At 70.3% G+C, this 13,594-nt stretch carries 9 protein-coding genes; 5 read left to right on the forward strand and 4 right to left on the reverse strand.

Annotated features, from left to right (window positions below):
* Position 1 precedes the first annotated feature (1 nt).
* Complete coding sequence (locus ACFV9G_RS07740; RefSeq protein WP_378726446.1) at positions 2–640, reverse strand: two-component system response regulator; 639 nt, start codon at positions 638–640, stop codon at positions 2–4.
* The gene (locus tag ACFV9G_RS07745; RefSeq protein ID WP_378726448.1) at positions 637–5,970 is read right to left on the reverse strand and encodes a HAMP domain-containing protein; all 5,334 of its coding nucleotides are present in this window, start codon (positions 5,968–5,970) and stop codon (positions 637–639) included. The genes ACFV9G_RS07740 and ACFV9G_RS07745 overlap by 4 nt, the downstream gene beginning before the upstream one ends.
* A 177-nt stretch (positions 5,971–6,147) precedes the next feature.
* On the opposite strand from ACFV9G_RS07745, the gene ACFV9G_RS07750 reads away from it, so the two are divergent.
* Entirely contained in the window at positions 6,148–8,283 is a 2,136-nt protein-coding gene (locus ACFV9G_RS07750; protein WP_378726450.1) for a SpoIIE family protein phosphatase, read from the forward strand.
* On the opposite strand, the gene ACFV9G_RS07755 is transcribed toward ACFV9G_RS07750, so the two are convergent.
* Positions 8,270–9,112, reverse strand: a complete 843-nt coding sequence (locus tag ACFV9G_RS07755) for a helix-turn-helix transcriptional regulator (RefSeq protein ID WP_378726452.1) — start codon at positions 9,110–9,112, stop codon at positions 8,270–8,272. The two genes, ACFV9G_RS07750 and ACFV9G_RS07755, sit on opposite strands and share 14 nt — an antisense overlap.
* A 102-nt stretch (positions 9,113–9,214) precedes the next feature.
* Here ACFV9G_RS07755 and ACFV9G_RS07760 point away from each other — a divergent pair, with 102 nt between their 5' ends.
* The 4 genes from ACFV9G_RS07760 (at position 9,215) to ACFV9G_RS07775 (ending at position 13,070) form a co-directional block, all read left to right on the forward strand.
* A complete protein-coding gene (locus ACFV9G_RS07760) occupies positions 9,215–9,973 on the forward strand; it encodes an SDR family oxidoreductase (RefSeq protein WP_378726454.1) in 759 nt (252 codons plus the stop codon).
* 43 nt (positions 9,974–10,016) lie between these two features.
* The gene (gene glmU, locus ACFV9G_RS07765) at positions 10,017–11,471 is read left to right on the forward strand and encodes a bifunctional UDP-N-acetylglucosamine diphosphorylase/glucosamine-1-phosphate N-acetyltransferase GlmU (protein ID WP_378726456.1); all 1,455 of its coding nucleotides are present in this window, start codon (positions 10,017–10,019) and stop codon (positions 11,469–11,471) included.
* Positions 11,472–11,545: 74 nt separating this feature from the next.
* Positions 11,546–12,520 (forward strand): ribose-phosphate diphosphokinase, encoded by a 975-nt coding sequence (locus ACFV9G_RS07770; protein WP_378726458.1) that lies wholly within the window; start codon positions 11,546–11,548, stop codon positions 12,518–12,520.
* 10 nt (positions 12,521–12,530) lie between these two features.
* On the forward strand, positions 12,531–13,070 hold the full coding sequence (locus ACFV9G_RS07775) for a putative immunity protein (protein WP_378726460.1): 540 nt from the start codon (positions 12,531–12,533) through the stop codon (positions 13,068–13,070).
* Here the strand turns inward: ACFV9G_RS07775 and ACFV9G_RS07780 are convergent.
* Positions 13,057–13,527: an NUDIX domain-containing protein gene (locus ACFV9G_RS07780; RefSeq protein ID WP_378726461.1), complete on the reverse strand. Its 471-nt coding sequence runs from the start codon at positions 13,525–13,527 to the stop codon at positions 13,057–13,059. The genes ACFV9G_RS07775 and ACFV9G_RS07780 overlap by 14 nt on opposite strands.
* Positions 13,528–13,594 lie beyond the last annotated feature (67 nt).

Genomic DNA, 13,594 nt, shown 5'->3' on the forward strand with positions numbered 1-13,594 from the left:
ATCAGCCCAGCGCTTCGAGGGCCTGCCTGAGGTCATCGATCCGCTGGCTGAGCCGACGGCGGGCATCGCCACCGGGGCCCATGTCGGCACCGACGTCCAGGTCGGCCACCGCCTCCTCGACGCCGGAGAGGCGGGAGCGGAGGTCGGCGACGACGTCGACATCGACCCGGCCGGGCACCGTCGCGCGGCGCTCGTCCAGGGACCGGCGCAGCAGGTCCGCCTGGGTGCTGAGCTTGCGGCTGGCGTGCCACAGGTCGACGAAGACCTGCACCTTCGCGCGCAGCAGCCACGGGTCGAACGGCTTGGCGAGGAAGTCGGCGGCACCGGTCGAGTAGCCGCGATAGGCCAGATGGGTGTCGAAGTCGTTCGCGGTCAGGAAGATGATCGGGACGTCCTTGGTGCGCTCCCGCGCCTTGATCCGCGAGGCCGTCTCGAAGCCGTCCATCCCGGGCATCTGGGCGTCGAGCAGGATCAGCGCGAAGTCGTCGTGGAGCAGGGCGCGCAGCGCGTCCTCGCCGGATCCCGCGCGTACGAGGGTCTGGTTGAGCGAGCCGAGGATGGCCTCGAGCGCGACCAGATTGGCGGCACGGTCATCGACGAGCAGGATCTTGGCCGTCCCCTCCAGATGGCGATCACTCATGAGAGCCACAACCGGAACAGCGAGAGCAGGTCGGCGACGTCGACCGGTTTGGTGATGTACTCCGAGGCCCCGGCGGCGAGGCTGTCCTCGCGGTCACCGGTCATCGCCTTCGCGGTCAGCGCGATCATCGGCAGGCTCTTGAACTGCGGGATGTCCCGGATCAGGCGCATCGCGGTCAGACCGTCCATGCCCGGCATCATGATGTCCATCAGCACGAGGTCGACACCCGGCTCCCGCTGGAGCGCCTCGATCCCGGCCTCCCCGGACTCCGCGTAGATGACGTCGATGCCGTGCTGCTCGAGCGCGCTGGTGAGCGCGAAGACGTTGCGTACGTCGTCGTCGACGATCAGGATCCTCCGACCCACGAACTGGCCGTTCGGGTCGGCCGGCTCGGGGACGTACGACCTGGAGGGCTGCGGCCCAGGTCTGCCCAGCAGCACGCTCACGTCGTCGATCGCCTCCTCGGTGGTGGCCGGTGTCCTGAGGGTCATCGCCTGGGTGTACCTGTCCAGCCGGCTCTGCTCGGCCTTGGTCACCTCGCCGACCCTGCTCAGCACGACGGGAATGTTCTTGGTGCGCTTGTGGGTGCGCATCCAGCGGAGTACGTCGAAGCCTCCTTCCGCCGGCGGAAGGTCCAGGACCACACAGTCGACGTCGCGCTCGGCCAGGACCGCCTGAGCCTCCTCGGGCGATGTGCCGAAGACCGTCTCGACCTCGTCGACCGAGCCGAACAGGGCCTCCACGACGGCGCTGGTGCCGGGGCCGGACTCGTCGCTGCCGCCGCTGAGGACCAGCAGGACCTGGTCGGCTCTCCTGTCGGTCGCACTCTGCTCGTCGGCAGCAGGCGTGGCGGGCTGGGCGTCGACCGTCTCGAAGCTGATCCTGGGGACGTACAGGGTGAAGGAGCTGCCGTGGCCGGGCTCGCTCTTGACCTGGATCTCGCCGCCGATGAGGTGGGCGACCTCGCGGCTGATCGACAGGCCGAGGCCGGTGCCGCCGAACTTGCGGCTGATCGTGCCGTCGGCCTGCTGGAACGCCTCGAAGATGACTCTCAGCTTCTCCGGGGGGATGCCGATGCCGGTGTCGACCACCGAGAACGCCAGCACCGAGTCGGCCTGCTGCAGGCGCGACGTCGAGAAGCGTTCGCCGGAGGCGTTGCGGATCAGCAGCCGGACACCGCCGCCGTCGGTGAACTTGACCGCGTTCGAGAGCAGGTTGCGCAGCACCTGCTGCAGACGGTGCTGGTCCGAGCGGAGCACGCGGGGCACGTCGGGGTCGACGCTGACGATGAAGTCGAGGTCCTTCTCCGCGGTCAGCGGTCGGAAGGTCGCCTCGACGTACTCGACCACCGAGGTCACCGCGACGTCGGTGACGTGGACGTCCATCTTCCCCGCCTCGACCTTGGACAGGTCGAGGATGTCGTTGATCAGCTGGAGCAGATCGGTGCCGGCACCGTGGATGGTGCGGGAGTATTCGACCTGGCGGGAGTTGAGGTTTCCGTCGACGTTGTCGGAGAGCAGCCGGGCCAGGATGAGCAGCGAGTTGAGCGGCGTACGCAGCTCGTGCGACATGTTGGCCAGGAACTCGGACTTGTAGCGGGACGAGAGGGCGAGCTGCTCGGCGCGCTCCTCCAGGCCACGCCGGGCGTCCTCGATCTCGAGGTTCTTGATCTCGATCGCCTGGTTCTGGTCGGCCAGCTGGCGCGCCTTCTCCTCGAGGGCGGCGTTGGACTGCTGCAGCTCCACCTGCTGACGCTCGCCCTCGTCCTGCTTGTCCTGCAGCTCGGCGGCGAGCCGCTGCGACTCGACCAGCAGCTCCTCGGTGCGCGAGCTGGCCATGATCGCGTTGAGCGAGACCCCGATCGACTCGGCGAGCTGCTCGAGGAACTGCATGTGGACGGTGCTGAACGGCCGGAACGAGGCGAGCTCGACGACGCCGATCACCTTCTCCTCGAAGACCACCGGGAGCACCACGATCGAGGTCGGGGCGGCCGACCCGTGGCCGGAGGAGATCCGCAGGAAGTCGGCAGGCACGTCGCGGACGATGATCGGCTGCCGGTCGTAGGCGGCCTGCCCGACCAGGCCCTCGCCGACGGCGAAGACGTCGGGGACGTCGGCGCTGGGCTGGTAGCCGTAGGAGGCGATCCGGCGCAGGACCTTGGGGCCGCCGTACTCGGAGGTCTGGTCGGTGAGGAAGATCGAGCCCTGCTGCGCGCCGACCAGCGGGGTGAGCTCGGAGACGATCAGCCGGGCGACCTCGAGCAGGTCGCGCCCGCCCTGCATGTGGCCGGTGAACCGGGCCAGGTTGGTCTTGAGCCAGTCCTGGTCCTCGTTGGCCCTGGTCGTCTCGCGGAGCGAGTCGATCATCTCGTTGAGGTTGTCCTTCAGGTCGGCCACCTCACCGGCGGCGCCGACGGTGATCTGTCGGCTCAGGTCGCCCTGGGTCACCGCGGCGGAGACCTCGGCGATCGCGCGGAGCTGGGTGGTCAGCGTGAGGGCGAGCTGGTTGACGTTCTCCGTCAGCCCGCGCCAGGTGCCGGAGACGTCGGCGACCTCGGCCTGGCCACCGAGCTTGCCCTCGGTGCCGACCTCGCGGGCGACGCGGGTGACTTCGTCGGCGAACGACCCGAGCTGGTCGACCATGGTGTTGATGGTCGACTTGAGCTCGAGGATCTCGCCGCGGGCGTCGACGGTGATCTTCTGGGTGAGGTCGCCGCGCGCCACCGCGGTGGTGACCTGGGCGATGTTGCGGACCTGGGAGGTCAGGTTGGAGGCCATCGAGTTGACCGAGTCGGTGAGGTCCTTCCAGGTGCCGGCCACGCCGCGTACGTGTGCCTGACCGCCCAGCGAACCCTCGGTGCCGACCTCGCGGGCGACACGGGTGACCTCGTCGGCGAAGGTGCGCAGCGTGTCGACCATCGCGTTGAGGGTGCCGGCCAGGGCGGCGACCTCGCCGCGGGCCTCGATGGAGATCTTCTGCGACAGGTCGCCCTGGGAGACCGCCTTGGAGACCTGGGCGATGCTGCGGACCTGGTTGGTCAGGTTGGAGGCCATCGAGTTCACCGAGACGGTCAGGTCGCGCCAGGTGCCGGCGACGCCGGGCACCTGCGCCTGGCCGCCGAGCGCGCCCTCGGTGCCGACCTCGCGGGCGACGCGGGTGACCTCGTCGGCGAACGACCCGAGCTGGTCGACCATGGTGTTGATGGTCGACTTGAGCTCGAGGATCTCGCCGCGGGCGTCGACGGTGATCTTCTGGGTGAGGTCGCCGCGCGCCACCGCGGTGGTGACCTGGGCGATGTTGCGGACCTGGGAGGTCAGGTTGGAGGCCATCGAGTTGACCGAGTCGGTCAGGTCCTTCCAGGTGCCCGAGACGTCGTGCACGTCGGCCTGGCCGCCGAGGCGGCCCTCGGTGCCGACCTCGCGGGCGACGCGGGTGACCTCGGCGGCGAAGGAGGAGAGCTGGTCGACCATGGTGTTGATGGTCGACTTGAGCTCGAGGATCTCGCCGCGGGCGTCGACGGTGATCTGCCGGCTCAGGTCGCCGCGGGCCACCGCGGTGGTGACCTGGGCGATGTTGCGGACCTGGGCGGTCAGCGTGCCGGCCATGAAGTTCACCGAGTCGGTCAGGTCACGCCAGGTGCCGGAGACGCCGGGCACCGCTGCCTGGCCGCCGAGCTGACCCTCGCCACCGACCTCGCGGGCGACTCGGGTGACCTCGTCGGCGAAGGAGGAGAGCTGGTCGACCATGGTGTTGACGGTGGTCTTGAGCTCGGCGAGCTCGCCGCGTACGTCGACGGTGATCTTCTGGGAGAGGTCGCCGCCTGCGACGGCGGTGGTGACCTGGGCGATGTTGCGGACCTGGTTGGTCAGGTTGGTCGCCATGGAGTTGACGGAGTCGGTGAGGTCCTTCCACCGGCCGCCGACGCCCGGCACCTCGGCCTGGCCGCCCAGCTTGCCGTCGGTGCCGACCTCGCGGGCGACGCGGGTGACCTCGTCGGCGAAGGCGGAGAGCTGGTCGACCATGGTGTTGACGGTGGTCTTGAGCTCGGCGAGCTCGCCGCGTACGTCGACGGTGATCTTCTGGGAGAGGTCGCCGCCGGCCACCGCGGTGGTGACCTGGGCGATGTCGCGGACCTGGTTGGTCAGGTTGGAGGCCATGGAGTTGACGGAGTCGGTGAGGTCCTTCCACCGGCCGGCCACGCCGGGAACCTCGGCCTGACCTCCGAGGATGCCCTCGGTGCCGACCTCGCGGGCGACACGGGTGACCTCGTCGGCGAAGGTCTGCAGGGTGGCGGTCATCGAGTTGAGCGTCTCGGCCAGCTCGGCGACCTCGCCGCGCGCGGTGACCGTGATCTGCTGCGACAGGTCGCCGAGGGCGACGGCCTTGGCGACCGAGGAGATCCCGCGCACCTGAGAGGTCAGGTTGGAGGCCATCGTGTTGACCGAGTCGGTCAGGTCACGCCAGGTGCCGGATACGCCGCGTACGTCTGCCTGGCCGCCGAGGCGGCCCTCGGTGCCGACCTCGCGGGCGACACGGGTGACCTCTGCGGCGAACGAGGACAGCTGGCTGACCATCCGGTCGACGGTGTCCTTGAGCTGCGCCATCTCGCCGGAGACCTCGATCGTGACCGTGCGGGACAGGTCGCCGTTGGCGACCGCCGTGGTCACCTCGGCGATGTCGCGGACCTGGGCGGTCAGCTTCGACGACATGGTGTTGACCGCGTCGACGAGGTCGCGCCAGGTGCCCGACGCGTTGCGCACGCGGGCGCGGCCGCCGAGCTTGCCCTCGGTGCCGACCTCGCGGGTGACCCGGGCGATCTCCTCGGTGATCGTGGCGAGCTGGGTGACCAGGCCGTTCACGCTCTTGGCGACCAGCAGCGGGTCGCCCTTGAGGGCGCGGCTGCCATGGCGTACGGCCATCGTCTGGGTCAGGTCACCCGCGGAGACCGCGGCGACGACCCGGGCGACCTCGGCGGTCGGGCGGGCCAGGTCGGCGACCAGGTTGTTGGCGTCCTCGACGGCACCGGCCCAGGTGCCGCCGCCGATGCTCGGCCGGAGCCGCTCGTCGTGGTGGCCGTCGCGGCCGGCCTCACGACGCACGCGCGCGAGCTCGTCGGTCAGGTGGCTCAGCCGCTCGGCGATCTCGTTGTGGACGGAGGCGAGGTCACCCAGCGGCCCGTCGACAGGCTCGAGCCTGCCGGTGAAGATCCCGTCGCGCATCGCGGTCATCGCGTCCTTGACCCGGCGCAGCGCGATCGGATCGACCGCCACCTGTTCAGGACGTGCGGAGTCGGCCGGCATATCGGCCGATGTGCCCGACGCTGACGGCATTTCGCCTCCTATCGCGCGGAGTCGCGCGTCTTCTGAAGTGTCGCACCCATCGGCTATCTGGGGCTGACAAAATGATCGTTCCCCACCGATTCTGGTCATTCCTTGACCTACCTGGGATTTTCCTTCGCCTGATCAGTGCGTTTCCGGCGGCAAACGGGTGCAGAATCGTCGGTGGCCATGAGCACCGGAGTCAAGACGCTCTCGCGCACCTTCGAACCGGCACCTACGTCGGTCTCCGAAGCGCGCCGTTTCGCGCGCAAGGTGCTGGCCGAATGGGGCCTCGAGGACCTCGTCGACGACGCCATCCTGCTGACCAGCGAGCTGGTCACCAACGCCGTCACCCACGCCGGCACGCCGATGACCGTCGTGGTCGTGCGCGAGGTGGACCGGCTCCGGATCGACGTCGTCGACCAGCACCCGACCCGGGTTCTCCCGCTCGGTGTCAACGCCCACCCCGGCACCGGCGAGCACGGCCGCGGGCTGCTCATCACCTCGGCGCTGGCCACGTCCTGGGGCGTGGAGTACCGCAAGGACCACAAGCGGGTCTGGGCCGCGTTCGCGCTGGTGGAGGAGACCCTCGGCGCCGAGGCGCCCGCCGGTGACGGGCCGGAGGACCGGGACGTACGCCGCCGGGAGCCCGCCTCCGCCGGCCAGGATCCGCTGGGACTCGCCGGGCTGACGCTCAACCAGCTGCCGCTCGCGGACATGCTCGAGCTGGTGGTGGAGCAGACCCGGGACCTGTTCGGTGCCGATGCCGCGTACCTCCTGCTCGAGGACGAGATGGAGGACCGGTTCGTGGTGGCTGCCACGAGCGGGGCGGCGGCCGCGATCCAGGGGCGGAGCGTACGCCGCGGCGAGGCCGGTGCGCCGAGCCTCAAGGCGTCGTTCCGGCCGCTGTCGATCGCCGACCTGCGCGCGACCCCGGTCGAGCTGCTCCGGAGCCTCGAGCTGGGCTCGCTGGTGACCGCGCCGGTGGCCTTCGACGGCCGGGTGATCGGGATGCTGGCGGTCGCCCGGGCCGAGCCGGGCAGCTTCACCACGGAGGACGGTGCGCAGCTGCAGCGGGTCGCGGACTGGGCCGCGCCCAGCGTCGACCGCGCCTCGACCCGGGCCGCGGACAGCGAGCGGCGCGCGTGGCTGGCGTTCCAGAGCGAGGCCAGCGTGATGCTGGCCGCGTCGCTGGACCTGGAGACGACGACGGCGATGACCGGGCAGATCGTGGTTCCGCGGCTGGCGACGTGGTGCGGCATCTACCTCAACGATGCCCGTGACCATCCGCGGCTCCAGTTCGCGTGGCATGCCGACGAGCACCAGCTCGATGCGGTGCGGGACGCGTTGGAGGACGCGGAGCCGGACGGTCCGGAGGCGCCGGCCGCTCCCGACGTCGAGGGTGAGGTCGCGATCCTTCCGCTGGAGGCACGCAACCGGATCATCGGCTGGCTCACCCTGGGGCGGCCGGCCGGTGAGCCGTTGCGTCGCGAGCGCCTGATGGTGGCGGAGGCGGTGTCCCGCCGGGCGGCCCTGGCCATCGACAACGCCCGCGCCCACACCGAGCTGCAGGAGATCGGCCAGTCGCTGCAGCGCAGCCTGCTCCCGGCGGTGCTGCCGGAGATCCCCGGCGTCGACATCGGGGTGGGCTACGAGCCGACGGGGGAGTTCAACGACGCCGGCGGCGACTTCTACGACATCTTCGCGCTCGGTGCGGGGCGCTGGGGCTTCATGGTGGGCGACGTGTGCGGTGTCGGGCCGGAGGCGGCCGCCATCGCCGGGATGTCGCGCCACACGGTGCGGGCGCTGATGCGAGCCGGCATCCCGATCGCGCCGACCCTGGAGCGGCTCAACGCCGCGATCAGCGACGAGGGCCTGCGGGGCCGGTTCATCACGCTCGTGTGCGGCACGCTCGAGGTCACCGCCGCGTCCCGCTTCCGGATGCGGCTCGTCTGCGCCGGCCATCCGCCGCCGTTCCTGGTGACTCGGACCGAGCCCGGTGTCCCGGCCCGCCGGGTCGGCCGGCCGCAGGCGCTCCTCGGGGTGCTCGACTCGGTCGACTACATCGAGGAGGAGGTGACGGTGGCGCGCGGCGACCGGCTCGTCGTCGTCACCGACGGAGTCCTCGAGCGGCGTTCCGGGGACACGATGTTCGAGGAGGCAGGGGTCGAGGCCGTTCTTGCTACGGGGATCGACGTGGGAGCGCAGGCCGTCGCCGACCGGCTGCTGCGGGCGGTCAGCGACTTCTCCTCCGCGCCGCCCTCCGACGACATGGCCGTTCTCGTCCTCGACCTGGCACGGGCGCAGCCTCCTAGGTCGCGCTGAACTCCTCGTGGCCGAGCACCGCGAGCAGCCGGATCTTCTGCTCCGCCTCGCTGCCGGGCACCGGCGTCAGCACCAGCAGGGCCTGGCCCTGGTCCTGGGCGGACAGCACCTGGCAGTCGACGTCGATGCGCCCGACCTGCGGGTGCAGCAGCGTCTTGTGGTCCTCGAACCGGTGGGTGACCTCGTGCCGCTCCCACAGCTCGCGGAACTCTTCGGACCTGGGGAGCAGGAGGCGTACGAGCTCGCCGGCGCGGGAGCTCTCGCCGAGTGCTCCGTAGGCCATCCGCAGGCTCGCCACCAGACCACGGCCGTGCGTGACGTGATAGTCCGGCGGGTAGACGTCGCGCGTCGAAGGGTCGGTGAACCAGCGGTAGGCCTCGCAGCGGTCCCAGCCGGTCAGCGCCGCCCGGTCCCCGAAGATCGTGGTCGCGAGCCGGTTGGCGACCAGCGTCTCGCCGAGTGCGGACATGATCATCGCCGGAGTGTCCTCGAGCCGGTCGAGCACGCGCAGCAACGCCGGCGCGACATGGCCGTCCTCGAAGGTACGCCGCGGGGCGTTGTGTCCGGCCAGCCGGTAGAGGTGGTCGCGCTCGTCGATGGTCAGGCGTAGCGCCCGGGCGAGCGCGGAGAGCATCTGGTCGGAGGGCTGCGGCCCGCGCTGCTGCTCGAGGCGTACGTAGTAGTCGGTCGACATCCCGGTCAGCGCGGCCACCTCCTCGCGGCGCAGGCCGGGCGTGCGCCGACGGGGCCCGGCGACCAGGCCGACGTCCTGGGGGCGGAGCGCCTCGCGGCGGCGTCGGAGGAAGTCGGCGAGGGAGGCGCGGTCCATGTCGACCATCATGCGGCTCCGGTCGGTGCGTATCCAGGGACCGCCGCTCCCACGATCACCAGGTCTCTCCCGGCGGCGCGAATGCCGCCGCAGGGTGGAGGCATGAACATCACCGGAAACACCATCTTCGTCCCCGGAGCGACCTCCGGGATCGGTCTCGCTCTCGCGCTGCGCCTGAAGGAGCGCGGCAACACGGTCATCATCGGTGGCAGGCGTACGTCGCTGCTCTCCGAGCTGGCGCAGGTGCACGGCCTCGAGACCGTCCGCATCGACACCGCCGACGCCGCCTCGATCGCCGAGGCGACCGCCGACGTGGTCACCCGCTTCCCGGAGCTGAACGTGCTCGTCGCGATGGCCGGGATCATGCGCCCCGAGGACTGGACCACGCCGGGCTTCCTCGCCGATGCCGAGGTGACCGTGGTGACCAACCTGCTCGGTCCGATCCGGCTCATCGACGCGCTGGTGCCGCATCTGCGGGCGCGTCCCGGCGCCACGATCCTCACCGTCTCCTCGGGGCTGGCCCACACACCGCTGCGGCTCACGCCCACCTACAACGCCACCAAGGCGGCGATCCACCAGCTCTCCGAGTCGATCCGGATGCAGCTGGAGCCGATCGGGATCCAGGTCACCGAGCTCGTGCCGCCGGCCGTCCGGACGGCCCTGATGCCGGGCCACGAGAGCTCCGAGCACGCGATGCCGCTCGAGGCGTACATCGACGAGGTGATGGCCCTGCTGGAGGCTTCTCCCGAAGCGCATGAGGTGCTCGTGGAGCAGGTCAAGCTGCTGCGCTACGCCGAGGTGCGCGGTGACTACGACCAGATCATCGGGGTCCTCAACGCGGCCGAGGAACGGGTCCGCTGACCCCGGGTCTTCGCTCGATCCGGGGGTCCTAGACTGAGGCAACATGAGCGAGCTCACCGTGATCGTGCTGGCCGCCGGTGGCGGCACCCGGATGAAGTCCAAGACTCCCAAGATGCTCCACCAGATCGCGGGCCGGAGTCTCGTGGGCCATGTCCTGGCCGCGGTCTCGGAGGCCGGCGCGTCCCGTGTCGTCGCGGTCGTGGGCCACCAGCGAGAGCTGGTCGAGCCGCACATCGCCGAGATCCTCCCCGAGGCCGTGATCGCTGTCCAGACCGAGCAGCTCGGCACCGCCCACGCGGTGCGGGTGGCGGTCGAGGCGGGCGCGGTCTCCGGTGGGACCGTCGTGGTGACGTACGGCGACACGCCCCTGCTGCGCGGTGAGTCGCTGCGCGCGCTGGTGTCCGACCACGAGAGCGCCGGGCGGGCCGCGACGATCCTGAGCGGGATCGTGGCCGAGCCGTTCGGCTACGGCCGGATCCTGCGGGGTGACGGCGGGGTCAGCGGGATCGTCGAGGAGAAGGACGCGACCGACGAGGAGCGGGCGATCACCGAGATCAACTCGGGGATCATCGCCTTCGACGGGGCGTTCCTGGCCGGGGTGCTTCCGCGGATCGGCAACGACAACGCCAAGAAGGAGTTCTACCTCACCGACGCGATCGCGCTGGCGGTCGCCGACGGGCTCGGGGTGGACGCGTTCGTCCTCGACGACGTCAGCGAGGCCGAGGGCGCCAACGACCGGGCCCAGCTCGCGGCGCTCGGGAAGATCCTCAACGAGCGGATCGTGACCCGGTGGATGAAGGACGGGGTCACCGTGATGGACCCGGCCACGACCTGGATCGACGCCGACGTCGAGCTCGCGCCCGACGTCACCATCCTGCCCGGCACGCAGCTCATCGGTGCCACCCGGATCGACGAGGACGCGGTGGTCGGCCCCGACTGCACGCTGAAGGACACCGAGGTCGGACACGGCGCCCGGGTGGTGCGTACGCAGGCAGAGCTCGCGGTCGTCGGACCCGGTGCCAACGTGGGGCCGTTCTCCTACCTGCGCCCGGGCACGGTCCTCGGCGAGGAGGGCAAGATCGGCGGCTTCGTCGAGGTCAAGAACTCGACCATCGGACCCGGCGCCAAGGTGCCGCACCTGTCCTACGTCGGCGACGCGACGATCGGCGAGGGCACCAACATCGGGGCCGGCACGATCTTCGCCAACTACGACGGGGTCAACAAGCACAAGACCCGGATCGGACGGCACGTGAAGTCGGGATCGGGTGTGACCTTTGTCGCCCCGGTGGTCGTCGGAGACGGTGCGACGACCGGTGGCGAGGCCCTCATCCGGGAGGACGTTCCGCCCGGTGCGCTGGCCGTCTCCGCAGGTCAGCAGCGGATCATCGAGGGGTGGGCACTGGCGAAGCGGGCAGGCACGCCCCAGGCCGCCGCGGCCGAGGAGGCACTCGAGTCGGGCGTACCCATCCTCGGTGAACCCCCGGCGACCGGCGAGTGACCCCCGGGGTTGGGTCCGGCAGCGAAGTTGATGGAGAATCCAAGTGCAGTGACCCCGGGGGTAGGAGCCAGCACATGACCAAGCGCACCACCGAGAAGCAGATGATGCTCTTCAGCGGCCGGGCTCACCCGGTCCTCGCCGAGGAGGTCGCCGACCTGCTCGGCACGAAGCTGACGCCGACCGCGGCCTACGACTTCGCCAACTCCGAGATCTACGTACGCTACGAGGAGTCGGTGCGCGGCTCGGACGCGTTCGTGATCCAGTCGCACACCGCGCCGATCAACCAGTGGCTCATGGAGCACCTGATCATGGTCGACGCGCTGAAGCGCGCCTCGGCCAAGCGGATCACGGTCGTGATGCCGTTCTGGGGCTACTCCCGCCAGGACAAGAAGCACCGCGGTCGCGAGCCGATCTCGGCCCGCCTGGTCGCCGACATGTTCAAGACCGCGGGCGCCGACCGGATCATCTCCGTCGACCTCCACGCCGACCAGCTCCAAGGCTACTTCGACGGTCCCGTCGACCACCTGATGGCGCTGCCCCTGCTGACCGACTACATCAAGGACAAGTACGGCAACCAGCCGCTCGCCGTCGTCTCTCCCGACGCCGGCCGGATCAAGGTCGCCGAGCGCTGGGCTGCGCGGCTCGGTGGGGCGCCGCTGGCGTTCATCCACAAGACCCGCGACATCAACCGGCCCAACGAGACCGTCGCCAACCGCGTCGTGGGCGAGGTCAAGGACCGCATCTGTATCCTCACCGACGACATGATCGACACCGGTGGCACGATCGTGAAGGCCGCCGACGCGCTCATGGCCGACGGCGCCGCCGGCGTGATCATCTGCGCCACCCACGCGATCCTCTCCGACCCCGCCGTCGACCGGCTGAAGAACTCCACCGCCACCGAGGTCGTCATCACCAACACCCTCCCGGTGCCGGAGGAGAAGCAGTTCGACAAGCTCACCACGCTCTCCATCGCCCCCATGCTCGCCCGCGCGATCCGTGAGGTCTTCGAGGACGGCTCGGTGACCTCGATGTTCGACGGTCACGCCTGAGCCTCTCCCCGTGCCGGGCGACTTCGAGCTGACGACCGACGAGCTGCGCGTCGTCGCCCGCTACGTCGCGGAGACCGCTGCCGAGGTCCTGCCGTTGTTCGAGACGGCCGTCCCCGGTGACCCGCGCCCACGGCTCGCGATCGACGCGGCCTGGGAGTTCGTCGGTGGTGCGAGGCGTACGAAGCTGCAGCGCGTCACCTCCTTGGACGCCCATCGGGCCGCCGCCGAGGCGCCGTCCGAGGCGGCTCGGCTGGCTGCCCGGAGCGCCGGCGACGCCGCTGCAGCCGCCTATCTTCATCCGCTCGCCTCCGCGGATCAGGTCGGGCACATCCTGCGGGCCGCGGCGAATGCCGCGCGGATCGCGGAGATCGAGTCCTCGGGTGATCCTGGGGCTGCTCTGGTCTCCTTGGACCGGGCTGTCGCGAGGGCGACTCCTGAGCTGGTCGACGTACTCGCACGCTATCCGTCGGCCCCGGCCGGAAAGAGCCGCGTCGCGGAGCTCATGAGGATCCTCGACGAGCGTCTCCGCGGCACGCTCAGGGGGCGGTGAATCGAGCCGCGATCTCGTCCGAGAGCGCGGCGTCGATCCGGGCCCTGAGCTCATGGTGCATCTCGGGTAGGTCCTCCACCCGGAACCAGCCGACGTCCATGGACTCGTCATCAGCCACGTACGCCTCACCGGAGACCCACGTGCAGCTGAACGTATGGTCCATGAAGACGGCCTGGTCGCCGTTGGGATAGGCCATCGGCGTCGTCGCCCCCACCGAGGCGAGCCGGTCGACCGAGATGTCCACCCCGGTCTCCTCCTTCGCCTCGCGCGCCGCCGCTGTCGCCGGCTGTTCGCCCGGGTCGACGATTCCCGTGATCGGTGTCCACATCCGGTTGTCGGATCGCTGTACCAGGAGGATCTCGTCGTCTCTGTGCACCACCGCTGTCACGCCGGGGAGCCAGAGCATGTCTGTCCCGATCTTGCGGCGGAGGTCGACGATGAAGTTTGGCGTCGGCATGTGGTCACGGTAACCGGGGGTTTGCGTGGGGTCTGCGTGGGACTGTGGGCCGCCGACCCGTTTTCGA

It is taken from the genome of Nocardioides sp. NPDC059952 (assembly GCF_042730435.1).
Lineage (GTDB): Bacteria > Actinomycetota > Actinomycetes > Propionibacteriales > Nocardioidaceae > Nocardioides.